The 26,547-nt window shown below is 33.6% G+C and carries 29 protein-coding genes and 1 riboswitch; of the genes, 5 read left to right on the top strand and 24 right to left on the bottom strand.

Annotation, left to right across the window (positions count from 1 at the left end; all coding sequences use genetic code 11):
• Nucleotides 1-91: 91 nt before the first annotated feature.
• The 6 genes from BFS35_RS02220 to cmk all read right to left on the bottom strand — a co-directional run bounded on the left by BFS35_RS02220 (nucleotide 92) and on the right by cmk (nucleotide 5,361).
• Nucleotides 92-805, bottom strand: coding sequence for a hypothetical protein (locus BFS35_RS02220; RefSeq protein WP_099578258.1), 714 nt, complete (start codon nucleotides 803-805; stop codon nucleotides 92-94).
• Nucleotides 798-1,004, bottom strand: coding sequence for a DUF2768 family protein (locus tag BFS35_RS02215; protein ID WP_099578261.1), 207 nt, complete (start codon nucleotides 1,002-1,004; stop codon nucleotides 798-800). The genes BFS35_RS02220 and BFS35_RS02215 overlap by 8 nt, the downstream gene beginning before the upstream one ends.
• Nucleotides 1,005-1,013: 9 nt before the next feature.
• Nucleotides 1,014-2,012 (bottom strand): NAD(P)H-dependent glycerol-3-phosphate dehydrogenase, encoded by a 999-nt coding sequence (locus BFS35_RS02210; protein WP_099578263.1) that lies wholly within the window; start codon nucleotides 2,010-2,012, stop codon nucleotides 1,014-1,016.
• Between the two features lie 12 nt (nucleotides 2,013-2,024).
• Entirely contained in the window at nucleotides 2,025-3,335 is a 1,311-nt protein-coding gene (gene der / locus BFS35_RS02205; protein ID WP_096076440.1) for a ribosome biogenesis GTPase Der, read from the bottom strand.
• A 127-nt stretch (nucleotides 3,336-3,462) separates the two neighbouring features.
• Entirely contained in the window at nucleotides 3,463-4,623 is a 1,161-nt protein-coding gene (rpsA, locus tag BFS35_RS02200; RefSeq protein WP_099578265.1) for a 30S ribosomal protein S1, read from the bottom strand.
• Between the two features lie 81 nt (nucleotides 4,624-4,704).
• Nucleotides 4,705-5,361 carry a (d)CMP kinase gene (gene cmk, locus BFS35_RS02195; protein WP_099578267.1) on the bottom strand — a complete coding sequence of 219 codons (657 nt, stop codon included), beginning with the start codon at nucleotides 5,359-5,361 and terminating at the stop codon, nucleotides 4,705-4,707.
• A 75-nt stretch (nucleotides 5,362-5,436) separates the two neighbouring features.
• Between cmk and BFS35_RS02190 the strand changes: the two genes are divergently transcribed.
• Entirely contained in the window at nucleotides 5,437-6,399 is a 963-nt protein-coding gene (locus BFS35_RS02190) for an asparaginase (RefSeq protein ID WP_099578269.1), read from the top strand.
• Nucleotides 6,400-6,423: 24 nt separating this feature from the next.
• Here BFS35_RS02190 and BFS35_RS02185 read toward each other — a convergent pair whose 3' ends face one another.
• The 5 genes from BFS35_RS02185 to BFS35_RS02165 all read right to left on the bottom strand — a co-directional run bounded on the left by BFS35_RS02185 (nucleotide 6,424) and on the right by BFS35_RS02165 (nucleotide 11,732).
• Nucleotides 6,424-7,398 (bottom strand): YpdA family putative bacillithiol disulfide reductase, encoded by a 975-nt coding sequence (locus BFS35_RS02185; RefSeq protein ID WP_099578271.1) that lies wholly within the window; start codon nucleotides 7,396-7,398, stop codon nucleotides 6,424-6,426.
• A gap of 50 nt (nucleotides 7,399-7,448) precedes the next feature.
• On the bottom strand, nucleotides 7,449-8,090 hold the full coding sequence (locus BFS35_RS02180; protein WP_099578273.1) for a CBS domain-containing protein: 642 nt from the start codon (nucleotides 8,088-8,090) through the stop codon (nucleotides 7,449-7,451).
• 23 nt (nucleotides 8,091-8,113) lie between these two features.
• Entirely contained in the window at nucleotides 8,114-9,295 is a 1,182-nt protein-coding gene (locus BFS35_RS02175) for a LysM peptidoglycan-binding domain-containing protein (protein WP_099578275.1), read from the bottom strand.
• 62 nt (nucleotides 9,296-9,357) lie between these two features.
• Nucleotides 9,358-10,785, bottom strand: a complete 1,428-nt coding sequence (locus tag BFS35_RS02170; protein WP_158554234.1) for a RecQ family ATP-dependent DNA helicase — start codon at nucleotides 10,783-10,785, stop codon at nucleotides 9,358-9,360.
• Entirely contained in the window at nucleotides 10,782-11,732 is a 951-nt protein-coding gene (locus tag BFS35_RS02165; protein WP_099578279.1) for a helix-turn-helix domain-containing protein, read from the bottom strand. Before BFS35_RS02165 ends, BFS35_RS02170 begins: the two co-directional genes overlap by 4 nt.
• Nucleotides 11,733-11,837: 105 nt before the next feature.
• Between BFS35_RS02165 and BFS35_RS02160 the strand changes: the two genes are divergently transcribed.
• The gene (locus BFS35_RS02160; RefSeq protein WP_099578285.1) at nucleotides 11,838-12,089 is read left to right on the top strand and encodes a ferredoxin; all 252 of its coding nucleotides are present in this window, start codon (nucleotides 11,838-11,840) and stop codon (nucleotides 12,087-12,089) included.
• 87 nt (nucleotides 12,090-12,176) lie between these two features.
• Here BFS35_RS02160 and BFS35_RS02155 read toward each other — a convergent pair whose 3' ends face one another.
• From BFS35_RS02155 to BFS35_RS02115, 9 genes are all read right to left on the bottom strand, one after another.
• The gene (locus BFS35_RS02155; protein WP_099578287.1) at nucleotides 12,177-12,740 is read right to left on the bottom strand and encodes an ECF transporter S component; all 564 of its coding nucleotides are present in this window, start codon (nucleotides 12,738-12,740) and stop codon (nucleotides 12,177-12,179) included.
• Between the two features lie 59 nt (nucleotides 12,741-12,799).
• Nucleotides 12,800-12,918: riboswitch (FMN riboswitch) on the bottom strand.
• A 37-nt stretch (nucleotides 12,919-12,955) separates the two neighbouring features.
• Nucleotides 12,956-14,704 (bottom strand): ATP-binding protein, encoded by a 1,749-nt coding sequence (locus BFS35_RS02150; RefSeq protein ID WP_099578289.1) that lies wholly within the window; start codon nucleotides 14,702-14,704, stop codon nucleotides 12,956-12,958.
• Entirely contained in the window at nucleotides 14,704-15,411 is a 708-nt protein-coding gene (locus tag BFS35_RS02145; protein ID WP_099578290.1) for a response regulator transcription factor, read from the bottom strand. The genes BFS35_RS02150 and BFS35_RS02145 overlap by 1 nt, the downstream gene beginning before the upstream one ends.
• Nucleotides 15,412-15,429: 18 nt before the next feature.
• A complete protein-coding gene (gene ccsB, locus BFS35_RS02140) occupies nucleotides 15,430-16,638 on the bottom strand; it encodes a c-type cytochrome biogenesis protein CcsB (protein WP_099578292.1) in 1,209 nt (402 codons plus the stop codon).
• Entirely contained in the window at nucleotides 16,631-18,268 is a 1,638-nt protein-coding gene (gene resB / locus BFS35_RS02135; RefSeq protein ID WP_099578294.1) for a cytochrome c biogenesis protein ResB, read from the bottom strand. Before resB ends, ccsB begins: the two co-directional genes overlap by 8 nt.
• Nucleotides 18,269-18,281: 13 nt before the next feature.
• A complete protein-coding gene (gene resA, locus BFS35_RS02130; protein WP_099578296.1) occupies nucleotides 18,282-18,812 on the bottom strand; it encodes a thiol-disulfide oxidoreductase ResA in 531 nt (176 codons plus the stop codon).
• 80 nt (nucleotides 18,813-18,892) lie between these two features.
• Nucleotides 18,893-19,630, bottom strand: coding sequence for a pseudouridine synthase (locus tag BFS35_RS02125; RefSeq protein WP_099578298.1), 738 nt, complete (start codon nucleotides 19,628-19,630; stop codon nucleotides 18,893-18,895).
• A 1-nt stretch (nucleotide 19,631) separates the two neighbouring features.
• Nucleotides 19,632-20,177 carry an SMC-Scp complex subunit ScpB gene (gene scpB / locus BFS35_RS02120; RefSeq protein ID WP_099578299.1) on the bottom strand — a complete coding sequence of 182 codons (546 nt, stop codon included), beginning with the start codon at nucleotides 20,175-20,177 and terminating at the stop codon, nucleotides 19,632-19,634.
• Entirely contained in the window at nucleotides 20,167-20,892 is a 726-nt protein-coding gene (locus BFS35_RS02115; protein WP_099578301.1) for a segregation and condensation protein A, read from the bottom strand. Before BFS35_RS02115 ends, scpB begins: the two co-directional genes overlap by 11 nt.
• Before the next feature lie 29 nt (nucleotides 20,893-20,921).
• Here BFS35_RS02115 and BFS35_RS02110 point away from each other — a divergent pair, with 29 nt between their 5' ends.
• Nucleotides 20,922-21,431 carry a DUF309 domain-containing protein gene (locus tag BFS35_RS02110; RefSeq protein ID WP_158554233.1) on the top strand — a complete coding sequence of 170 codons (510 nt, stop codon included), beginning with the start codon at nucleotides 20,922-20,924 and terminating at the stop codon, nucleotides 21,429-21,431.
• 162 nt (nucleotides 21,432-21,593) lie between these two features.
• Here BFS35_RS02110 and xerD read toward each other — a convergent pair whose 3' ends face one another.
• The 3 genes from xerD to BFS35_RS02090 form a co-directional block, all read right to left on the bottom strand.
• Nucleotides 21,594-22,481: a site-specific tyrosine recombinase XerD gene (gene xerD / locus BFS35_RS02100; protein ID WP_099578308.1), complete on the bottom strand. Its 888-nt coding sequence runs from the start codon at nucleotides 22,479-22,481 to the stop codon at nucleotides 21,594-21,596.
• Nucleotides 22,482-22,573: 92 nt separating this feature from the next.
• Complete coding sequence (gene fur / locus BFS35_RS02095; protein WP_099578309.1) at nucleotides 22,574-23,053, bottom strand: ferric iron uptake transcriptional regulator; 480 nt, start codon at nucleotides 23,051-23,053, stop codon at nucleotides 22,574-22,576.
• 97 nt (nucleotides 23,054-23,150) lie between these two features.
• Nucleotides 23,151-23,690 carry an NUDIX hydrolase gene (locus BFS35_RS02090; protein WP_099578311.1) on the bottom strand — a complete coding sequence of 180 codons (540 nt, stop codon included), beginning with the start codon at nucleotides 23,688-23,690 and terminating at the stop codon, nucleotides 23,151-23,153.
• A gap of 64 nt (nucleotides 23,691-23,754) precedes the next feature.
• On the opposite strand from BFS35_RS02090, the gene BFS35_RS02085 reads away from it, so the two are divergent.
• Nucleotides 23,755-24,672 (top strand): aldo/keto reductase, encoded by a 918-nt coding sequence (locus BFS35_RS02085; protein ID WP_099578313.1) that lies wholly within the window; start codon nucleotides 23,755-23,757, stop codon nucleotides 24,670-24,672.
• On the top strand, nucleotides 24,669-25,658 hold the full coding sequence (locus tag BFS35_RS02080) for an alpha/beta hydrolase (RefSeq protein ID WP_099578315.1): 990 nt from the start codon (nucleotides 24,669-24,671) through the stop codon (nucleotides 25,656-25,658). The genes BFS35_RS02085 and BFS35_RS02080 overlap by 4 nt, the downstream gene beginning before the upstream one ends.
• 72 nt (nucleotides 25,659-25,730) lie before the next feature.
• Here BFS35_RS02080 and BFS35_RS02075 read toward each other — a convergent pair whose 3' ends face one another.
• Nucleotides 25,731-26,486, bottom strand: coding sequence for an SDR family NAD(P)-dependent oxidoreductase (locus BFS35_RS02075; protein WP_158554232.1), 756 nt, complete (start codon nucleotides 26,484-26,486; stop codon nucleotides 25,731-25,733).
• Nucleotides 26,487-26,547 lie beyond the last annotated feature (61 nt).

Below are 26,547 nucleotides of genomic sequence, written 5' to 3'. Positions count from 1 at the left end.
ATGATACGAAAGTATCATTCTGTAATGACTTTAACATAATAAACGTTGTCACTGCAACGATTAATACAAAAAAATGAATAAATTTTTCATTTTAATGCTGAACTGTTCTGAAAATTGGCTCATTTTTCTCATTTATTGTATATGGAACAGAATATGCTGGTAATACGGGAGAATCTTTGTAAAGAATGTATCTGATATCTGTACCTTTCTTTAACTTAAGATTGTTTTCATTAATCTTTTTACCAAGATCAAGCGTATAATCGATTTTAAATTCATTACCACCATTAATATATATCGGTAGACTTTCATCACTATATGGACTTTTTACTGTTGGATACTTTTTTAGTCCGTATTTTTTATACTCTATCTTATAAAGGTTCGGTCCAATTTTTTTGCCTAAAGCAAGCGTATCCGATTTTGTCTCAAGTCGAATCCTTAAATTTTTCAAAGCTTCAGAAGTTCTTAAGTCGATTAATTTAACAGTAGGATTTTTTTCTACATCCATCAAAACGTACTGATAGTAGCCTCCCATTTCAAAAGAACTCCCTGGTAACTGAGATAAATATTTCGGTTTTAATTTTTCAAAGTCAACAGGATGTTTCAAGTAAATTTCATAGGACATATCTCGTTCTTTAATTGGTAATAAACCTCCACTATCTTTTTGATAGCTATCGACAGCACTTTGTACCATTTTTAACTGTTCTTCAGGCGCTACTTGATTTTGAGCAAGTTCTTCTTTCGGATACATACAACCCGATAAGGAAACTGATACTACAAGCAATAATCCTATAATTCTTTTACCCATGACTCGACCCACCTAACACGACAAACATGAGTAATGCACTTATAATAAGTGCAATATAAGCTAAGCCGGTAACAATTACATTTAAAATTTTATTTTTTACTTTAAAACGCGCAACGTAAATTAACATCATAGCAAGTAACATAAGACCTAATGAATAAAAAGAAACCCACATTAAGTCCATTTTAGATATATTGAACATAATTTCCCTCTATTCATTCTTTTTTTCTCGGCTCATGAGTTCCATGACACCAGTATTAACATCTAATCCTTCAAATAATAATTTATAGAGCGCAGAAGTTATCGGCATTTCAACATTAAAAGCTTTAGATATTTCGTAAGCTGCTTCCGTAGTTCTAACACCTTCAACAACCATCCCCATCTGAGCTAATGCCTCATCTAATGTTGCTCCTTTACCAAGCATATTCCCGCACTTCCAGTTACGTGAATGTACAGATGTACACGTTACAATTAAATCTCCAATTCCGGCTAAACCTAAAAATGTCATTGGATCTGCACCCATCTTAGTACCAAGTCTCGTAATTTCAGCTAAACCACGTGTCATAAGTGCAGCTTTAGCATTATCACCATAACCTAAACCATCTGTGATACCTGCTGCTAATGCAATAATATTTTTTAATGCACCACCGATTTCTACACCGATTAAATCATCGTTAGTGTATACTCTAAAATATTCATTCATAAATAAATCCTGTGCGATACGAGCAACAGATATATCTTTTGATGCAACTGCTACCGTTGTCGGTTGTTTAACAGCGACTTCCTCTGCATGACTTGGACCACTTAATACACCTACACCTTTTATTAGCGCAGTATTCATTTCCTCTTCAATCATTTCAGAGATACGTTTAAAAGTTAAAGGTTCGATACCCTTGGAAACATGTATGATTATTTTTGGTGCTTCACTTACATCATTGATTTGAGCCGTTACAGAACGTATCGCTTTTGTCGGAACAGCTAAAATTAATATTTCAGCATGAAGCACTGCTTGTTTCAAATCAGTTGTTGCTTTTAAATATTTATTCAATTGTGCCTCAGGTAAATATTTATGATTCGTATGTTGTTCATTTAATTCATTAATTGTCGCTTCAGTTTTACCCCACATTAGACAATTATGACCGTTATCAGCAAGGACATTTGCTAGTGCAGTACCCCAGCTTCCGGTACCAATTACAGAAACGTTTGTCATTAATTACACCCCTTAGTTTCGTTTGCGGGCAATAATATGAACTGGTGTGCCCTCAAATCCAAATGCTGCTCTTATTCTATTTTCCAGGAATCGTTTATAAGAGAAATGCATCATTTCTACATCATTTACAAAAACAACAAATGTCGGTGGTTCGATAGCCACTTGAGTTGAATAGAATATATTTAATCGACTGCCGTTATGTGTTGGCGTTGGATTCATTGCAACAGCATCTGTTATAACTTCATTTAAGGTACTACTTTGAACACGTTTACGGTGATTTTCACCCGCTTCATTGATGAAAGGGAATAACGTTTTTAATCGTTTACCTTCTAGTGCAGAAACGAATGCAATTCGCGCATAATCTAAAAATTGGAAGTTCTCTCTTACTTTATCTTCAAATTTCTTCATCGTTTTAGAATCTTTTTCAACAGTATCCCATTTATTTACAACGATCACTACTGCTTTACCCGCTTCATGTGCATAACCGGCAATTTTCTTATCCTGTTCGATAATACCCGTATCAGCATCAAGCACTACTAATACCACATTTGATCTTTCGATTGCCTTTAATGCACGTAATACAGAATAACGTTCAGTCGTTTCATACACCTTACCTTTTTTACGCATACCAGCAGTGTCAATCATAACGTATTCCTGATCTTCAAATGTGTATACAGTGTCAATTGCATCACGCGTCGTACCTGCAATAGGTGACACGATTACACGTTCTTCACCTAATATTGCATTAATTAAACTAGATTTACCTACATTTGGACGACCAATTAAAGAAAATTTAATGACATTATCATCATATTCCTCTTCAGGTTGTTCAGGGAAATGTTTACTTGCTTCATCCAGTAAATCACCAATACCTAAACCGTGTGAACCAGAAATCGGGAAAGGTTCTCCAAATCCTAGAGAATAAAACTCATAAATATCAGTACGCATTTCTGGATTATCAATTTTATTCACTGCAAGTACGACAGGTTTGCTTGATTTGAATAATAATTTCGCTACAAATTCATCTTCAATTGTAATGCCGTCACGACCATTAACCATGAAAATAATGACATCAGCTTCATCAATGGCAATCTCAGCCTGGGCGCGAATTTGTTCCTGGAACGGTTCATCACCAAGTTCTATACCACCAGTATCAATAATATTAAATTCATGTGTTAACCATTCGCCGCTTGAATAAATTCTATCTCTCGTAATCCCCGGCGTATCTTCTACGATTGAGACACGCTCTCCTATAATCCTATTGAAGATTGTAGATTTGCCGACATTCGCTCGGCCTACAATCGCTATTGTTGGTTTTGTCAATTTTGTTCTTCCTCTCAAATAATATCTGTTCTATTTTAACATAGAAAGTGTGTTTATCAAATCGATATAAAAAATGCCGATATGCATACAATATAATTTGTATACATATCGACATCAAAAATATATATTATAAATTTAAATCTTTAAATTTATCTCCGAAAACATCACCTAAAGTTGGTGCATCTTCGTCAGTTGTAGTTTGATTATTTAAATAAGAGGTATCAAAGTCTTCTGTTTGTTCTTCAGTTGCTTTTATTGATAATCCAATACGTTTTTCATCTTTATTAATATCTAAGATTTTAACTTTAACTTTTTGACCAGCTTCTAATACTTCACTCGGATTTCCGATATGATCATGGCTGATTTGTGAAATATGAACAAGACCTTGTAAACCTTTATCAATCTCAACAAATGCACCAAAGTTCGCTAAACGCATTACTTCACCTTCAACCACATCTCCAACTTTAAATTTTTCATCAATTGTTTCAAATGGTCCAGGTAAAGCAGCTTTAATTGATAATGACACACGTTCATTTTCTGGATCAACACTTAAAATTTTAACTTTTACTTTATCACCTACTGATAATGCATCTTCTACTTTATCGATATGGTCGTGCGTAATTTGAGAAATATGAACTAATCCATCTACATCACCAATATCAACGAAAGCACCGAAGTTTGTCATGCGAAGCACTTCACCTTCAACCACTGCACCTTCTTCTAGATTTTGTAGACGTTCTGATTTTAAAGCTTTGTTTTCTTCAGCTTCAATCACTTTATGATTTAAGATCACTCTATTTTTTTCTTGATCTAACTCTTCTATTTTTAATGTTAATACTTTTCCTACATAATCAGAGAAATCTTCAATATAGCTTGTAGAAATTAATGATGCCGGGATGAAACCACGTAAACCAACATCTACGACTAATCCACCTTTAACAGCTTCTTTAACTTCAGCTTCTAAAGTTTCACCATTTTCAAATTTTTGTTGTAAAGTTTCAAATGATTCAGATTCATCTAATTTACGTTTAGATAAAATGTAGTGACCATCTTCTTCTTTGTCTTCAATCTTAGTCACATATGCTTCAATTTCATCGCCAACTTTTACAACATCTTCCGCATTCTCAACGCGTAAGCTTGATAATTGACTGATTGGAATGATTCCATCATATTTAGCACCATCTAATTGTAATACAACATGTTTCTCTTCAATTGATTGAACAGTGCCTTTTACTTTGTCACCTTCATTAATTTCTAAAATCATGTTTTCGTTAAATTCTTCTGTCATTAGGGACGCCTCCTCAAAGTTTACAGCTTATAGCTTATAATAAACTTCTTATAAATCGACGATAAAGTCAAGAAATTCGCTTTATTTATCGATAATTTCACGTGCTAATGCAATGATTTTATCCTTCACCGCTTCTATCGTCATACCAGTTGTATCAATTTCAATCGCATCATTCGCTTTAACTAAAGGTGAAATTTCGCGTGTCATGTCGAGATGATCACGACGTTCTATGTCTTTAACGAGATCTTCGAAATTTGCTTCAATGCCACGCTGCTGATTATCTTTAAGTCTTCTTTCAGCACGTTCAGTAACGGACGCTATCATATACACTTTAAGTTCGGCATCAGGAATTACTTGTGTACCGATATCTCGACCATCCATAACAACACCTTTTGCAGCTGTCAATTCCTGTTGAATACCCACTAATTTCTCTCTAACAGCCTTTTGACTTGCAACATAACTTACATTCAATGTAACATCATTTTCTCGAATGCGTTCAGAAACATCTTCATCATTCAAATAAATTTTTTGACCATTATCATTGACAATTTTCAAATTGATTTTTTGAACGAGTGTTTCAAAATCTAATACAGGTTGTGCTAAATGTGCAAGTGTTATAGCACGATACATCGCACCTGTATCGACATAAACCATGCCAAGTTCAGATGCGACAAGTCTTGCAATGGTACTTTTACCAGCTGCAGCAGGTCCATCCACTGCAATATTTATCTTTTTCATCTTATTACCTACCTTGTCGTTTAATCTTAATTATTTTATCATAGTAGTTATACGTTGTATATTTGGAGGATAAATATGAAAAATATTCTTGTGATGCATACTGGTGGTACAATCAGTATGTCAGAAAATGCGGAAGGATACGTTACAACAAACGAAGTCAATCCGATGTCGAATATCCAGTTAGATGCTTATGCCAATATTACTGAAATCCACCCTTTTCAAGTGCCCTCACCACATATCACCATTCAACATATGAATGAACTTAGAAAGAAAATTATTCAGGAAATCTATAATGAGAATTATGATGGTATCGTGATCACGCATGGAACGGATACTTTAGAAGAAACTGCATATTTTCTGGATTTAACACTGAATGTAAGTATTCCGGTCATATTAACTGGTGCAATGCGCTCTTCAAATGAGATTGGATCAGATGGATTATATAACTATATTTCTGCGATAAAAGTCGCTTGTCATGAAGCAAGTCAAAATAAAGGCGTATTAGTCGTATTTAACGATGAAATTCATAGTGCCACTAACGTTACTAAAACACACACATCTAATACGAGTACTTTCCAGAGTCCTAATTACGGACCGCTCGGTATCGTCACTAAAAATAATGTTTATTTCCATCACTTACCGATATTGAATCATCCACTTGTAAAAGTAGATGAAACAAAAAAAGTTGGATTAATCAAAGCACATAGTGATCTTGATGAAGCATTACTTTCATTCTTTGTAGAGCAAAACTACGATGGTTTAGTAATTGAAGCACTTGGACAGGGTAATTTACCGCCTTCAAGTTTAGCCGGCATCAATAGACTGATTGATGCAAAAATCCCAGTAGTACTTGTATCTCGCTGTTTTAACGGCATAGCAAGTAATACATACCACTATGAGGGTGGCGGCTATGAGTTAAAAGAAAAAGGACTTATTTTCTCGAATGGATTAAACGGCCAGAAAGCAAGACTTAAACTTTTGATAGCTTTAAGCAATAATTTAGACCAGGAAGCATTAAATACTTATTTCAGCAAATAAAAATAGGACATCACTGTCCTATTTTTATTTTGACTTTTTAGTTAAAATACTATCAACAATCATGCCACCATGAAATTTTCCATTCTCGATAAATATTGTATTGGCATCATTACCTGCTGCAATAACACCCGCTATATACAGATTTTCGACATTTGTTTCCATTGTTGCGCGATCGTAAAATGGCGCAGTGCCATATTCATTAGTCACAAGCTCAATACCCATAGATGCTAAAAATTCATAATCCGGATGATAACCAATCATCGCAAACACTGTATCGTTCTTTATATTTATTTCACCGTCCGGCGTACTAATTGAAACTGTTGATTCATCGATATTTGTTACATGACTTTCAAAATATAATTTGATTTTCTCATGATTAACAAGAGATTCATAGAGCGGTAATATCCATGGTTTTACACTTTTAGAATAAGTACTTCCTCTATACACTGCAGTAACGCGAGCACCCGCTTTCTCAAGTTCTAGTGCAGCATCTATCGCAGAATTCTTTCCACCAATAATGAGGACATCCTGATCAAAATATGGATGTGCCTCCTTAAAATAATGGTGCACTTTTGGCAAATCACTTCCTGGAACATCAAGTGTATTATGCTGTCCGTAATAACCAGTCGCAACTGTAAGATATGTACATTCATACGTCGCTTTACTCGTACTTACGATAAAACTATCATGAAGCTTTTCAACTTTGATTACCTCTTCATTCGCATGTATTGTTAAATCATGATGCTTCACCACTTCGCGATAATATACTAACGCCTGGTTTCTTTTCGGTTTATGCTCTTCTACAATGAAGGGTACATCACCGATGCCTAACTTTTCACTTGTTGAGAAGAAAGTTTGATGTGTTGGATAATTATAGATCGCTTCAACCACATTACCTTTTTCAATGACGATATTTTCAATGCCAGCTTTTTTTTGTTCGATACTTGCAGATAACCCACATGGACCTGCGCCAATAATAATACTTTCAATCTTAATCACTCGTTTCACCTTCCGAAAAAAAGAGACTCCGGCTAAAGAGTCCCCTTTTATTAATTATCTTCCTGAATATCTAATACTTTAAATCCATTTTGTTTTAAATATTTAGTAAACTTCTTGATATTTTTATGATCTTCAACTTTAACAATCATTCTGCGATGCATTTTGTCTGTTTCATCAAATGTAACAAACGAAATGGCATTTAATTTAAATTTAGATAAAGCTGAAGCAAGACGTTTAATACGTCCTTCTGCATCAATAGAAGTAATCGCGATACGAACACCAGGTTTACTCATACCAAATGCAGATTTAAATTGTTCCATAACGTCATAACGTGTTACAACACCTAAAAATTCTTTGCGGTCATTGATAATACTCAAAATCGGAAAATCCTGTAATGTTAAGAATGATTCTTCAAAGAAAGTTGTGTCATTCACACTATATTCATCTAAAGTAAGAATTTCTCCTATTTTAGTTTGTTCAATAAATTCATCACGTAATTTCGGTGTTTTCATAAAGAAGAAATGTCTAAATATATCATATCGCGTTGCTGTACCTAGATATTTTCCTTCTTCTACTACAGGCATTCCATCAATTCCATGATGCTCTAATTTATCCAAAACACTTTTAATCGTATCATTTGGATTTGCTACGTAACATTTTTCTTTCGGAATCATAATCGTTTTTAAATACATAAATCCATCCCCTTTGTATATAATTATTCTGGTATTACTAAAGTTTGACCTGCAGAAAGATTGTTACCAAAAATGCCGTTTGCTCTTCTGATTTTCTCAACGTTTTCCGGAGATCCACTTCCATAATATTTAATTGCTATACGGTATAAGTTTTCTTTTGCACCAACAACATGTGATGCACCACCATTTGTTCCCGAATTATTTGAAGAAGCAGCATTATCAGCATTGTTATTTGTAGTTGAATTATTATTGTTTGATGCTGCGTCGTTATTATTTGTTGTTGCTGTATTATTATTTGTTGATGTATTGCTATCATTTGAATTTGCAGTAGTATCTTCAGTACTTTCATTTTCTGCTACTGCACTTTCTGTTGTAGCATCTTCCGTCGTTTTATTATTTTCTTCAGTCACTTTTTCTTCAGTTGCTTTTTCTTCAGTTGATTTAGTTGCTGCAGTTTTATCTTTATTTTCTTTACCCTCGTTAACAACAACTTCTTCTTTTTCAGGTTTACCTTCATCCTGATTATTAATAAAGTTACTTAATAAGAAAATAATCGGTATCAATAATAATATCGCTGCAAGAAACGGTAGATACTTCTTCATTCCATTACCATCATCTTCTTTTTTGTCTTCAATCTCTTTATGGTCATGCTGCTTTTTATTTGCTGTTGTTGCAGCGGCGGCAGTACCAGTTGCGCCCGCACCAACTACCGCTGCACCTGCAGCAGCTTTTTTCTTATTATTATTTTTAGTTTCTTTTTGTGATACATCTTTTTCTGTCTGTTGTTTAGCTGTATTTTTATTGCCATGAATTCCACTTTTATTCGAAGCAACATTTCCAACTACACTTCCACCAACACCTGTTGCTGATGCGATAATTGAGCGGTCTCTTTTTTTATTTTCTTTAACGGCTTCTCCATTAGTTTCAACAGCGTTTTTATCTGTCTGAGCATCGTAAGTTACTTTTTCATCGGGTTGAATTGATTTTTCACGATTTTTTCGTTCCTGAGAACGATTTCTTCTTGAAGCCCCGCGTGGTGGAAATATTTCATTTGATTCAGCTTTGTTTACTTGTTCACTATCCACTTTATCTTCATTAACTGCTTCATTTTCAACAGCTTGATCTTGGTCTGACAATTCTTGTCTTTCTCGTTCAATTTTCTGTTTACTTTTTTCAAATTCATCTTTGAAATTATCTCTTGACACAATATCCACCCACTTAATTAATATTTTAATAATACATACTTATTATAGACAAAATATGTTGCTTAAGTAAAGACATATAAATCATTAAACAGTTGATTTAGAAGCGTTTTTCCGAACTTTTTTTGAACATGATAACTTTGCTGTTTAAACGAGATTTTAACTTGTTTATTGCAATGCGCACAACTTTTACACTTAAATATATTATCATGCTCCATACTTTTTGAATCTCTAACATATTGCTTGTTTAAACTGAATTGATTTAATTTATGAGTTAAACAGTATTTTTCATTAATGTATTCAATCATCTGTGTCAATGCTGTTCGCTTCATATGCTGGTGTCGTCTTATTTTTCGTAATATTTCTTCTCTGCTATACTTTGCTGAAAGGATATTCATTAATATCTGTTTTTCCTCAGTTAGTGCTGCACCTTGAAAATATAAATCTATCTCAGTGAGCGTCAATTCATTTAATTCATTGAGACGGTATGGAAGTATCTCATCATTTGGACTATATAATAATATAGATTGTGATAATTCACCATCCCTCCCTCCTCTACCTATCTCCTGAATAAACTGAAAAATAGATTTTGGCATATGATAATGTATTACTGTTCTAATATTTGATTTATTAACGCCCATACCAAATGCATTCGTCGCACAAATCACCTGTATTTCATCATTCATAAAGCGTTGTTGTACTGACATTCTTTCTTCATATTGCATATCTGCATGATAGCGTTCTACCATTATACCTTGTTCTAAAAGATATCTATACACGTATTCAACTTGTTTCTTTGAAGAAAAATAAATAACAGTTGAAGCAGATGCTTTTAAAGTTTCTAAAATAAAGGACAATTTGTCTGCATCATCATTTGTATTTACTACGGATAAAAAGATATTCTCTCTTTCCGTTAAATAATTCATTACTGTTAATTCTCTTTTAATAACGTGCTGAATATCATATATCACTTGATCATTTGCAGTGGCGGTTAATGCAATAACCTGTGCATCATAATAAGACACTATTTCATCAATCATCAAATAATGGGGACGGAATTCATACCCCCATTCAGAGATACAATGTGTCTCATCTATTACAATTGCTTCGCAACGATAGTGCTTTAAATAATTCAGACCATTTGTAACCAGCCATTCAGGTGAACAATATATAAAATCATATGTCTCAATACGAGATAGTAATAATTGTTTGTCCATATCATCTAACTGACTATGTATACAGCATGCTTTGACCTTTTTTTGTTTAAGCTGCATAACCTGATCTTCCATTAATGCAATTAATGGCGATATGACTATGGTCTTTTTATTATTTACCAGCATCGGCAATTGGAAGGTTAGAGATTTCCCAGAACCTGTCGGTAGAAGCGCTAATACATCATGCCCTTCAAGAATCTTTTGAACAATTTCAATTTGGTTTTCTCGTAAGCTTTCTAAACCAAAAGTTTCTTGTAAAATTTTATTGATTGCATTCATTTGCATTGCTCCATTTTATATTTTACGATTGCGATTTTTAATTTAAAATAATCCTTTATCGGCGAAATTTCATACAATGTCTTTAGTTTCCCGTATCGATTGTTTTCGATAATTTCTTTGATGGTTATATATTCTTGTTCTGATAGATAATTTGAAATATCCAGAGGATAGTCTTTAATCAATATTTCAATAATATGATCCTGTATCGTATGTATTCTTACTGATTTATTTCGTTGAATTATATCTATTGAGTCTCCATTAATTAAACGCTGATAAGTATCACTCGTATTAATATGCAGTGGTGTTCTGACATATAAATAACTTAATAACTTATATTCACGTGTCTTAAATGCATGAAGCATCAAATTCTTTTCTATGATCATTTGTGATCTTATATCATCAATACTTTTATTAAATTGTTTAGAGATTTGTTCATAACTATCAGGTCTAATTTGATGACCATGCAGAAAATGTATAAAATAACAGCTACCAGTTGCTTTAAAGATATACTGCGATAAATCATCAACTTCCTGGGCTAACTGAATAAATTGATCATCATTTTTAATTTTCGTAAATAGTTGCTTAACATGTTGTTGAATAAATAAACGATTTGAACTTGGTAAATAGTCAGAAGAATGATAGAGATATTCTGAAACTGTTTGAAGCAATAATACAAATGAAGAAAAAGATAGCTCACTTGCATAGTAAAAATATGGATATAGTTTAAGATTAATAAGACTGATATTTTCCTCACTATCATTACGAACGAGTCGAGTGACAGCCTCAAATGAAACATTTGGATACAATTCATAAACTGGTAATAGATCCTGCATCACTGCGTCGAAATAAGTTTGCTGAGTTCTTGCACCAATTAATAATTTCCATAAACTTTTAACTGATTTGTCTGGTAAGTAATGCGACTTTATATAACGATTAATCGACTTCATTTTGTCACCCTGAAATATTTTTGTTGAAAATGTGCTTAACTATCACTAAAATAGTTATGTATGTTATAACTAGTGTAGCATGAAAGTGTGAGGAGGCGAAAAAATATGGCAGGTAAATATACGATTGTTGATATGGATACATGTATCGCATGCGGTGCTTGTGGTGCAGCAGCACCTGATATATATGATTATGATGATGAAGGTATTGCCTATGTTATTTTAGATGATAACCAAGGAACTCAGGAAATACCAGAAGAATTAGAAGAAGATATGATCGATGCATTTGAAGGATGTCCCACTGATTCAATTAAAGTTGCTGATGAATCATTCGATGGCGACGCGCTTAAATTTGAATAATAATATTAGAAAGCTTGAAGTTCAAATCGAACTTCAAGCTTTTTTGTCAAGTTATGTTTTATGCGATTAATGATCAATCAATAATGATTAATTATTAATTTTCATCTGTTTTTTAAGTGACGGTACTAAAGGTCTAACAACAATATAAAATAGAATTGTCAGTAATAATCCTTTAATAATATTAAAAGGAATAATACCAGCTGTTACGATAACCTGAATGTTCTTTACAAAATCATTTAAATTCATAATCATGCCATACATTGGTAATAACACGAAATAGTTCAGAATACTCATCACAATCGTCATTACGATTGTTGCACTGATAAAAGCAGGTATTATTTTATTAAATCTACCTTTTGTAATAACATACAGTGTTAAGATAAACGACGTCCCTGCTAAAAAGTTAGCAACAGGACCAACTGGATCAGTCATGTTCATTACGAAGTTAAGTATGTTCTTAATAAACTCAATAAGTACTGCACCGACAGGTCCAACAGTAAATAGCGCAATAATTGCAGGTAAATCACTGATATCAATCGTTAAATACGGTGGTAAGAAAGGAACTGGTACTTTTAAAAACATCAGTATGAATGCAATTGCACTTAATAAACTGATCAGTATCAGACCTCTAGTTCTATTCAATTTTGTCATAAATTCTCCTTACTTCATCTTTGAATCAGGAGGACAAATTAACTTGACGAAACTCTGACCTCCATCTTCTCCCATCCAGACTGTACTGTCGGCTTTGGAATTACACCAAATCAGCTGCATAATGCAGGTCGCGGGCTTTTACCGCCGGCTCGGAATTTCACCGACCCCGAAGATGAATGTGTATTTTGGCTATTGCCATAAATCATTGTACCAAACTACTGCGCCGTGTCAACTAACGGAATTGAAATCGTGAATGTTGTGCCAATACCCTGCTCACTTTCAACATTAATTTCGCCATGATGTTTTTCAATGATAGCTTTTACGATAAATAAACCTAAACCAGTACCGTGCTTACCGCGTGTTCTTGCCTGATCAACTTTGTAAAATCTTTCAAATATATGATTGATATGTTCTTTAGCGATACCGACACCTGTATCAGAAATTTTGATATACAGATTACTTGTATCATTATATGTCGAAATTTTTATAGTATCTCCACTCTTTGTATAACGCATTGCATTATCCAGAAGGTTTGTAATAACCTGGAATATCTTATCATAATCAATTGCTACCGCTTTTGTATGCTGTAAATCTAATTGTAATGTTGTTTTATGTTCCATAGCACTCTGTTTAAAGTTCTGAATATTTTTTTCAAGTAAAGGCGAAATATCCATCATTTCTTTATTTAACGTTGTTTCTCCAGCGTCAATACGCGCAACATTTATTAACTCATTAACCAGTCTGTTTAATCGTTTAGATTCATCGAGAATAATATTTAAAAACTCATCCACGTCATCTTTTTCAACGACTATGCCATCTAAAATTGCTTCAGTATACCCTTGTAACATTTGAATTGGTGTACGTAATTCATGAGAAACATTTGCGATAAACTGCTGTTTCATCATATCTATCTTTTTCTCTTCACTCATATCACGAATAATTGCGACAGCACCATTATTTTGTCCCTGTGTCGTATTTTTGACGGGTGAAATGATGAGTACATAATGCTTATTAAACGTAGAAATTTCATGATATATTGTTTCATCAGATTGCATTACCTGATTCACGAGTTTACTTAATACATCTGTGTCTTCCTGTGAAATATCATCTAAAAATTTCTCTGCCATCGGATTTTGCAGCTGTTTTTCAAGATCCATATTAAAGCTTAAAACACCGTCTTCCATTGCATTGATTAATCGATCTCTTAAATTACGTTCCTGTGAAATTTTACTGATATTTAATGTAATCTCCTGCTCCATCTTATTAAACGCAAGTGCTAATTCACCAATCTCATCTCTGGAATATACAGCTATTTTATTATTACGCTCACCTCTTGCGAGATTAAAAGCAGCTGACTTTAATAGTAACAATGGTTTTGTAATCTTATTGGATAAGAAAAAGGCGAAGATAGTAGTGAGTATCAGTAATAACATAGCCACGATAAAAATAATGAAAGTAATATAATTTAGTGCATCATCCATAGAATTAGCATCCTGATAAATAAATATACCGCTATCTTCATGATTAAAAGCTTGAGAAGGATAGCCAATCAGAATAAACTCATGTCTATTATCCTGATAATTTACTTTAATATCCTTTACAACATATTCATCTTTAACAAAAACTTTATCGAACGCATCATTTTCCTTGATCTCATCGACCATTAATTGCTTCAACGGATCTTCATATGTATCGTCTAAATCAGATTTATTCTGAACAATAATAATGCCGGCAGGATTTTCTATTAATTCTTTCACATAAGTTAATGCATCACTTTGATCATGATGACTCGTTAATACGAGTTCGGCTTTCTCAGCTTGCTGCTTTAGCGTATGTCCTGACTCGCTCTTCAAATAAGAATTAAAGAACCCCATTAAAGAGACAGATAATATAATTAAAACTGCAGTCACTATAAACAAAATAGTTAACCACAGTTTAATTACTACGCTATTAAAATAGCGCATTATTCTTTCACCTCAAACTTATAGCCAACACCCCATACAGTGTGGATCATATCAGCAGCTTTTGGTGAAACTTTATTTAATTTTTCACGAAGACGTTTTACATGTGTATCTACTGTACGTAAATCTCCATAAAACTCATAATGCCAAACATCTTTCAGTAATTGTTCACGATCAAATACTTTATCCGGACTTTTAGCTAAAAATAATAGTAATTCATATTCTTTTGGTGTCAAATTAACTTCCTGATTTTCAGCCATAACACGATGTGCATCATTATCAATGACTAAAGAATCAAATACTATTAAGTCTTTCGCATGTGAATCCTGTTTTAAATACATTGTCGGTTGAGCACGTCGTAAAATTGCTTTTACACGTAGTACTACTTCTCGTGGCGAGAATGGTTTAACGATATAATCATCGGCGCCAATTTCAAAGCCTTCAACGCGATTATGTTCCTCACCCTTTGCTGTAAGCATAATAATCGGCGTTGTTTTTTCTTCTCGTATTCTTCTACACACTTCAATACCATCCATTCCAGGTAGCATAATATCAAGTAATATACAATGGAAATTCTGGTTCAAAGCAAGTTCTAATGCTGCTTCGCCATCACTTGCTTCAACTGTCTCAAAACCTTCACGCTCGAGATACATTTTAGCTAGTTTTCTGATTCTGTCTTCATCATCAACGATCAATATCGTATGTTTCATATCGATTACTCCTTTAATTTAAGCGTATGAGTGTAGACCTGCAATAATAAGATTGACTGCAATGACATTGAATAAAATGATTGCCATACCTACCACAGCAAGCCAGGCACTTTTCTTACCTTCCCAGCCTCTTCCTAAACGTAGATGCAGGAAGATAGCATAGAATAAGAATGTAATTAAAGCCCAAACCTCTTTAGGGTCCCAACCCCAGAATCTACTCCAGGCAATTTGTGCCCAGATACTTGCAAATAATAAACCACCTAATGCAAATAATGGGAATCCAATAATAACTGATCTATAACAAATTTCATCCATCAACTGGAGTGATACTTTATTCGTTAATGGTTTAACTACAGAAAATAATGTTTTTCTTAACACTAATCTTAACAGTCCATATAAAATTGTACCAATGATAACAGACCATACTACTGTATTTAACTTTTGCGCATTAATTACTGGCGGTAATTCAATACCCGTATTGAATCTTTTAACTTCTTTATAATCTTGTTTTGTCCCTTTAATTTTTTCAACAGGAATACTATCTTTAAATGTTACTAATCCTGGCAAATGATATTCAGCGATTGTCTTATTATCATTTTTATCATTATAATAATAATCTTCCTGATAATGAACGATACCTTTCATTACGATTGTCGTTAAAATAAAAGCTATCACAAGGGTAATGAAATACATTACAACCTCTAACCAGAAAGCATCCTTTGATTTTTCATTCGCATCAACATATCGTAATAAGTATATTAAACCTGCTACTGAACTTACAGACAAAATACCATAACTGATTGTCACTGTAATTACATGAATTGCCAGCCAGTTACTTTGTAATGCCGGAATAAGTGGTGATACATCACGCGAGAACATGCTGGCATAGACAATGACAAGCATTGCAAACGGTAATGAGAATAACGCTAGTATCGGTGTATGATATAAGAAGTAGAGTACTAAAAATCCACCGACCATCATAATACCGAACATCGTCAGGAACTCATACATATTACTTACAGGGGCATGACCTGCAGCAATCCAGCGTGTTACAAAATAGACGAGTTGCATAATAAAACCAATAATTGTTAACGTAACTCCTATTTTTTCACTTTTCTTAGATTTCGCTTTAATACTCGCTGAGAATGGTAATATTGCGATTAAATATAATATAAATGCAGCATACAATGAAGTACTACTGATATTTAATAAAGCTTCATTATTCATTTTCTTCCTCCGTATCCGCATATTTATCATTAACTTTCGGTAAGTTAAAAGGTGCTAACATACTGTTAATATCCTTAGCATAACCATAATAATTTCTATTCGTATGTGCTGCTAATTTAAATCCATCTTTCGTTTCAATCCATATACGACGATGATGAATGTATGATCCGATCGCAAGACCAATTAAGAAAATTGAAAACCCTACAAATAGTATAGGTAATGTTAAATCTTTTTTCACGGTTAAATATGTGATTGTCTTGTTTGTAGCACTCACAAATTTAACTGCATATTGATTATTTTTAGTAATGTCTTGTGAAGAACGTATTTTCAGTAAACTATATTCAGGTTTCTTATTTTTATCTTCTACACCAAAGACAAAAGCTGGATTGTTCGGTATCGGCGAAGTTGTTAATAAAGTTCCATTTTCCGCAATACCATTGAAATCTGGTGCATAGTTTTTCAGACTCACTGTTAAATCTTCTCTTACTTTGTATTGTTTGTCCGGATTATCAAGTGCGACTTCAAACGTCTTACCTATGGATTTACCTGTCTTGATATTTTCAACTTTAAAAGTCATCGTTTTAAGCTGAGATTGGTCGAAACTATTTTGATATAACGCAAAATTTGCAAATTTAACCGGATGGTTCACTTTGACACTATCATCTTTAATTTGTGCTAATTTTGGTTCAGCACCGACAACTGATTTATCAGCTTTATTCTCATAGATGGTAACTTGAGATTCGTAATTTTTAGCAATTTTGTTCATTCTGGAATCCGCAGCTTTACCATTAATATTTGAAATTGATTCGGCATCATATTGTTCAAAAATAAATTTATTGTTTTTTATATAATACGTATTTTCAGTTCCAGGTATACTCTTCGTTTCACCTTCTGCAACACCAACAAATTCATCCACGTAAAATGCTGGTATAAAACGAAGCATAGCACCGGCTAACAAAATGATTAGTCCAGTATGATTAATATAAGGACCATAACGACTTAAACGACCTTTTTCAGCTAATATTGCTGTGCCATCTGTTCTAACTTTGTATTTTCTCTGCTCTAATGCATTTACTAGAGCTTCCTTTTCAACTGATGTCGGTACATCTAGTGTCAACCTCTGACGTTTAAAGTACGTAGGGTGTTTCTTAACCGTTTGACGCGTAAGCGATTTATGTAATGGAATGCCTCGGTCTATACTTGCTGCAATAATAGAAAATGCAACAAGCGCAAGTAAAATTAAATACCACCAGGATGTGTAGAGATTATCTAAACCTAGTTTATAATAGATATATCCTAAAGTACCGTATTTATCTTTATAAAATGTTGATGGATCTTCACCTACCGGAATAAAATATTCCTGAGGAAACATTGTACCTAGTGCTGATGCTAAAACTGTTAATACAAGTAATATCACACCAACTTTAACGGAGCTAAAAAAAATCCATACTTTATCTAACAATGTTTTATTTTTCGTCTTACTTCTCACTGCCTGACCGTCATAGCGCATGACGTCTGTTGTTTTCTTTTTATCATAGCTGTCATTGATCAATCGGCCGCAGTTTTGACATAATTGAGTACCAGGAGGGTTAACATGACCACAAACACATTTAATCGATTGTTCCTGCATCGTCATCCTCCTTTTATGGTTTTACCATTTCCATATATTTCTGAATATCTTCTTTTGACATTTGGCCTTTATGGTGTGCTGCTATCTTCCCATCTTTATCAATGATATACGTATTCGGTAGATCATTTGCATTATATGCTTCCATTACATCACCATTATCTAAACCAACTGGTAAGGTTACTTCTTCGTCTAATGCACTGAAGAACTGTTTAATTTGTTGTGGACTGTTCTTAACGTGAATCGTTAATACTTCAACACCTTGATTTTTGTACACATTATGTGCACGGTTTAAATCCGGCATTTCTTCTAAACAAGGTTCACACCAAGTCCCCCAGAAATTAAGTACTAGTCCTTTACCACGATAATCTTTTAAATTTACTTTATCGCCATCTAATGTTTTCAATTCAAATACTGGCGCATCATCCCCTATCTTCACAACTTTTTCACCATCCTTCGTTACAGAAACATAGATGATAAAAATTATTGCAAGTAAGATAAAGAAAGTCACTATATATTGAATCCATTTTTTTTGCTGTTTCGCCATGCTTAACCCCTTCTCTATTCAAAATGTCACATTACATTATATCATTTACGCAATGATTATCTGTGGCAACTATGTGAATTTTATGATTTATTCAAACTCATATTACGTAATGTTTTGACTTCATGAGGTGTAAGTTCTCTGGCATCTCCCGCATTTAATCCTTTAAGTGTTAACGGTCCATATTCAATACGAGATAATTTCACAACCTCGTGACCGAAATGGGCAAACATACGTCGCACTTGACGATTACGTCCTTCATGAATTGTAATCTCTACTAAAGTAGTATCCTTTAATTTGTCCTGTGACTTGACTTTCACAATTGCTGGAGCCGTCTTTCCGTCTTCAAGCATAATACCACGTTCTAATTCTTTAACTTGTTCTCTTAACAGAAATCCTTTTAATTTAGCTACATATTTTTTCTTCATTTTATATTTCGGATGAGTCATCTGATTGGCAAAGTCACCATCGTTTGTCAGTAATAATAAACCACTTGTCTCATAATCAAGACGACCAACAGGAAATATTCTTAAGTCCAGCTGCGGAAAATAATCAGTTACAACAGTTCGCCCTTTATCATCAGAAACACTTGTAATCACACCCGTTGGTTTATGAAATAATATATAAATCTTTTCCGGGTTTTCTAGAGGAACTCCTTCTACTTCCACACGGTCTCTTGGACTTACCTTTGTACCAAGTTCAGTTACTGTCTCACCATTAACGGTAACTTTACCCTCAGAAATTAATACTTCTGCTTTACGACGTGAAGTTACACCACTTTTAGCGATGACTTTCTGTAATCTTTCTAATTGTTCGCTCATTTTATTCATCCTCTGCATTTAAATTTTTAAAGAATAATTCCATTTCACTTGCATCACTTGTCATCATCTCATCTCTCGGTAAATCATCTAAAGATGTAAGACCAAATGTCATCAGGAAGAATTCAGTCGTTACTAATTGTCTTGCACGTTCACCATTGACTTCTGTACTTTTTACCAGACCTCTTTCAATCAATGTTTTGACAGGTCCATCACTATTCACACCACGCATCAATTCAATATCATGACGCGTTACAGGTTGATTATATGCAATTATCGCTAAAGTTTCGAGTGAAGCCTGCGTTAATTTCTTTTCATTTGTAGCAGTAACCAGATCTTCCAGGTAAGGATTTAAAGTCTCATTGGTCATCAGAAAGTATTTTGATCCTAACTTTTGTATTTCAAAAATTTCATGATTATACGCACTTACAATATCAGATAATTGTATTGGTGTAAGCTCCATAATCTCTGCAAGTTGTTCAATTTCAACACCTTCATCACCTACTGCATATAATAGACCTAGTATGATATTTATTTTTTCATTCGACATAGTTTTTTCCTCTTTCAATGTGAATTTCACTAAAGTCACTATATTGATAAACATTGATCTTATTATTTTTCATAAGTTCCAAAATCGCCAGAAACAATGTTACAATCTGCGTTTTCGTTTCAGAAAATGAAACAAAATCATCAAAAGTAATTTTCTTTTTTTGAGATAATGCATGTGTTACCGTCTCAATCGCTTCTTCCATGGAGTAAGTATCTCGCGCAACACTTACAGATTCACTGGCAATCTTTTTACGACGCTGCTTTGCTTTCTGATATGCAGTGATTAAATCGGTAAGTTCAATGTGCAAAGGTGTTTGTTTCGCATTCTCGAAATGCGACAAGTCATTGCTACGTTTAACAAAATATTTTTCATGTGACTCTTTTTTCGTTTTTAAAATATCAGCATATAAACGGTAATTTTGATATTCTAATAATTGTCGCATCAAATCTTCACGTGGATCTTCGATGATTTCACTTTCATCTACATTTGTATCCGGTAATAATGTTTTACTCTTGATTCTTAATAACTCACTTGCCATTACTAAATAATCACCATGTTGATTAATATCTAGATCGTCAACATTTTTGATATAATTAATATATTGTTCAGTTAAAACTTTCATCGATATATCATAAATATCTATTTCATATTTCTGAATGAGATGAAGGAGTAAGTCTAACGGACCTTCAAATGAAGCTAATTTTACTTCGTACATATATTCACCTTACTTCTGGAGGATTTCTTATGCATGCATTATTCAAACAAGCATTTTCGGATTATATTATTCAATTTCATGTGCATCGCGATTATTTTGAATGTCATGAAATTATGGAGGATGCCTGGAAACAAAAATCACATTTCACTAAACAGGATCCTGAAGTGGCACTTATAATGCTCGCAACTGCCATGTATCATTTAAGACGTCATAATAAGCGTGGTGCCACTACATTAATCAAAAAAACGATACTGTTACTTGAAATGAATACACACTTCTTATCTGAATATCTCAATATTTCTGTTTTAATAGAGCAATTATCTGCGATTCAACAGAATTTAACTTATCAACCTATCACACTTCCTGTTGTTGAAGCAATAGATACAAATCATTACTGCGAACCTACACAAGCAATCATTCATAAGCATAAACTGCGTGATAGATCTGAAGTCATTCATGCGAGACAACTTGCTTTAAACGATAAATATCCAGTACAGGATACCCCAAATGATACACATCAAAGCGATAAAACCAAATAATATCCAGTTATTTTTATTTTGCTTTGGATCATTTTCCTGATTGATCTGAGTATTTGTTTCATACGTGTCTTTTGGCACAAAAACTCGTTTTTTTCTATCATTTTCTGATTTAAGTTTCTCTTGATTTCTTTGAATTTGTTTTTGTTTACTCATATTTACTCCTTATGCTCTAGGATGTGTATTTTTATACACTTCCCGTATTTGTTTCTTACTGATATGGGTATATAGTTGTGTTGTTGAAATATCTGCATGACCTAACATTTCCTGAACAGCACGTAAATCTGCACCATTTTCTAAAAGATGTGTTGCAAAAGAATGGCGTAATGTATGTGGCGTTAATTTTTTGTCAATGCCAGCTTCAACTTTAATTTGGCGCATTATCTTCCAAAATCCCTGTCGTGTAAGTCGTTTTCCATGAAAATTTAGAAATAAACTGTCTGTCATTTCTTTTTTGAGCATCTTATAACGTGTCGAATGGATATATGTCTCCAGCAATTTAATCATGTTATCTCCAATAGGAATAATACGCTCTTTATTACCTTTACCGAATACGCGAACGAAACCCATGATTGTATTCACATCATCTACGTTTAAATTTATCAGCTCTGAAACGCGCATACCGGTAGCATATAACAGTTCCAGCATTGCCTGATCACGTTTTCCGGTAAGCTTTGATGTGTCAGGTGTCGATAGAAATTTATCAACCTCTTCTATAGAAAGAATATCCGGTAAGTTACGTTCATATTTTGGTGCTTCAAGAATAACAGTAGGATCCTTAACCGCATATTTTTCTCTTAAAGCAAACTGATGAAATCCTCTAATTGTCGCTGAAACGCGTGCTAACGTTTTTGCAGATTTCCCCTGATCTTTTAAATAACCTAAAAATAATGTAATCGTATATCGATCGATGTTATCAATATTACCAATTTTCTCTTCTTCTAAAAAAGCCTGATAATGATTTAAATCTCTACGATAGGCTGCTATCGTATTTTTACTCAATCCCTTTTCAATCATTATAAAATGTAGAAATTCGTCTATTATTGTTTGCATATCAACACCTCAATATTTAGTTTACCATAATAATTATATAATCAACTAAAAAATATAAAAAAAACAGATGAAAGTATCACCTGCATTTCATTTTATTCTGTTATTTTTTTATCAAGATCTTCAAGTTGAACGCCTTTTTCAGTACATTTTTTACAAATACCATGGAAAGTTAAACGATGATCCATTATTAAGAAATGATAATCAGATTCTACTTTCTTTTCAACTTCATCCAGTAAATCTTCTTCTATTTCATCCACATCTCCACAACTCATACATACTAGATGATGGTGAAAGTGTTTTGCACCTTCTTTTCTCAGATCAAAACGAGCTACGCCATCTCCAAAATTTATCTTATCTACAATCTTCAATTCAGCCAGCAATTCTAATGTACGATATACAGTTGCGAGACCAATTTCAGGTGCACGTTCCTTTACTTTCAGGAAAACATCTTCTGCACTCAGATGATCAGCTTCATTTTCTAATAATACGGTCACTGTCGCTTCCCTTTGAGGGGTTAATTTATAAGAAGCATCATGTAACTGCTCCTTTATTCTATTAATTCTATCCTGCATTACTAACACTCCTAAAGGTTACGATTGATATATATAAAATATCAGTAATTGAGAATTAAAGCAAGAAAAATAATGTCTTTTTTAGAATTATTATAATCTAATATTTTTTCATTGATAATAACAAGTATTGAATCGCTATAATCGTCTTTGCATCTTTAATTTTCCCTGATTTTATCCAGTTATTAGCCTCTTCTAATGTCAACCAGTGTTTCAATACAAATTCATCTTCATCCGCTACAAGGTTATGAGATTCTATAAGTTCCCCCGCTTCATATAAAGAAATAAATTCATTACAGAATCCGGGTGAAACATAAAACTCATTAACCAGTTCCATCGTATTTGAAGTAAAACCTGTTTCTTCTTCTAGTTCACGAAGTGCAGTGTCACGTCTTGCTTCACCAGGATCTACTTTACCTGCAGGGATCTCGATTAGATTTTCGCCAGGTGCTTTTCTGAATTGTTCTACAAGCAGTAATTTATTATGTTTCATCGCAATCACTGCAACTGCTCCTGGATGCAGAACCACTTCCCTGGTACTTTCCTTACCATTGGGTAATTCAACCTGGTGTCTTTCGACAGTCAACACCTTACCGTCTAGTATCGTTTCTTTTGATAGTGTGCGTTCTGTTAAATCCATATTAATACACTCTCCTTTTTGTACATGTTAAACTATATTTATTATAACGAATGGAGGGAAAGACATGAAATTTAATACTACAAAAAGTGGCATAAAATTTTCTGAGCTGGGACTTGGTGCGATGAATCTCCCTCAGGATGCACTTGACAGTCAATATATTCTTGATCAGGCAGTGGATTTAGGTGTTACATACATAGACACTGCTGACCTGTATCAAAAAGGGCAGAATGAAAAAAATATCGGTCATTTCATTAAAAATTCTAAAAAGCGTGATCAGATTACTTTAGCGTCAAAAGTGGGTAATCGATTCAATATGCTAAATGATGATGTAGTGTGGGATCCTTCAAAAGAACATATTACACGAAGCATTCATGAAAGTCTGAAACGTCTTGAAACGGATTATTTAGATTTATATATGCTGCATGGCGGTATGATTGAAGATAATAAGGATGAAACCATCGAAACATTTGAACAACTAAAAAAAGAAGGCCTTATTCGTGCATACGGCATCAGTTCCATTCGACCAAATGTCATCGATTATTATTTAAAGCATAGTAATATTGATACGATCATGATGCAGTTTAATCTAATTGACAATCGTCCAACAGATTTAATTGAATCCATTCAATCAAAAGACGTGCAAATATTGGCTCGCGGACCATTGATGAAAGGATTATTAACTGAAAAATATGATGAAATATTAGAGAAAAAATTTGAATCAGGTATTTTAGGATTGACTCAGGAAGAATTAAGACAAAGTCTTGATGCATCTACTACAATTGCGCCGTTACAACAGGCTGTATATCAATACTTAACATCATACCCTGTTGCTTCAATTGTAAATGGTGCATCGAGTGTTGAACAGTTACAGGTAAATGTTAAAGCATATGATACTTCAATCAAACATCCAATAGACAAACAAAAGCTTAACAAAATAGTTGAATCATTTAAAAACTTACATTACGAGGATCATTTAGTATGAACAATAAAATATTAACTAGGACGTTACTCGGTGTATCACTCGCATCAGGCATTACTTCTAGTATCGTTGGATTGGTTGCTTCAAACTATGTCCTGAATTTTAAATTACGTGATGTTGAAGTCATACGTCGCCGTGAAATTAAGGCGAAACGATTAGATGTTGAAGCATTTAATGCAAAGCAACCGCTTAATGTTACTATCCAATCACGCAATGGATATAACTTAAGTGCAACTGTTGTAAAGCCATATGAACATAAACACTGGATGGTATTCTGTCATGGTGTTACTGAAAATAAAATTACAAGTATAAAATATTTAAATATGTTCAATGAGCTAGGATTTAACGGTATTATCTTTGATCATCGTAGACATGGGGAAAGTGGTGGTAATCACAGCACATATGGCTATTACGAAAAGACAGATTTAGAATCTGTTATCGCCTTTTTAAAAGAACAATATGGTTATGACATTACTTTCGGTGTCCATGGTGAATCAATGGGTGCAGTTACAACATTACTTTATGCTGGAGAATTAGCGAATGAAGCAGCATTCTATGTTTCAGATTGTGCATTTTCTAATTTTACTCGATTATTGACACAAATCATAGAACAGAAATCATCATTCGGAAGTGGCTTTGTATTATCAGCCTTAAATCAGGTACTGAAAATGAGAACACATTTTTCACTGAAACAAGTGTCACCGATAGATGTCATCCAAAATGTTGAGCAGCCTATACTGTTTATCCATTCTAAACCAGATGTATTTATTCCTTATACGCACTCTGTCGATCTTTATAATAAGAAGCGTGGCCCTAAGATGCGCTGGTATCCAGAACATGGTGGTCACGCTGCAAGTTATAACGTCAATCCAATTTCATATAAGAACAAAGTGGAACATTTCTTAACGACATTCGACTTATTACCACCGAAAAATGACAATACACACAATAAAGCGAATGAAAAACATAAAATAAAAAAGAAGAAATAATAAAGACATAACAAAATAATAATAAAGACAAAATAATAATAAAAACAAGATAACAAGTGTAACTTACACCTGTTATTTTTTTGTCATGAAATATCTTTTAAATATTCTTTCAAAACTTCTCGGCGCAAGTGCATAAGCCTTTAAACCAGAATCCATCCAAAGTGGTAGATTAAGTTCTGTTTTTCTATCGATCATCGCAGTTATTATTTGTTTACTTAACTGATCGACATCAAGCTGTACCTGCTCAGCTAAATTATTCATAGGCTTACCTTTATTAGCTTTCTGAATAAATTGTGTATTTACAGGTCCCGTATTCACAGTTAAAAAATGAATATGACTCTGTTCCAGTCGTAATGCGTTCATCACCTGATTTATTCCTGATTTTGAAGCGGCGTATATAGCACCAAATGGTGTCGTTACTTTACCAGAAAGACTACCAATCGTAACAACCATACCTCCTGGATTCATTTTATGTAGAACATGTTTCGTAAGAATAACGGTCTGCGTTAAATTGACATGTATCATATCTTCAATAACTTCGTCACTTTGATCAATTAATGATCCATATTCTGCAAATCCAGCGCAATTGATTAGATAATCAAATGATCCCTGCCCATCAATCCATTTTAAAAATTGTGCGTACTCATCATCGTTAACCATGTCCACTCTGTGCACCACCAGATTATCATACTTATTTTTTAGAACATCTAGTTGTTCTATACGTCTTCCAACAGCAGTTACATGGACGCCACGCGATAATAAAATCTCTGTTAACTTCAAACCTACACCACTTGTAGCACCTGTAATCAATGCATTTTTTCCGATCAATATGCAAACCACCCTGTTATTTTAACAATTTATTTTGTGTCAAAATTGTGTTTTATCAACT

The organism is Macrococcoides goetzii, from assembly GCF_002742385.2.
Lineage (GTDB): Bacteria > Bacillota > Bacilli > Staphylococcales > Staphylococcaceae > Macrococcoides > Macrococcoides goetzii.
This window is presented reverse-complemented; position numbering and strand designations above follow the sequence as displayed.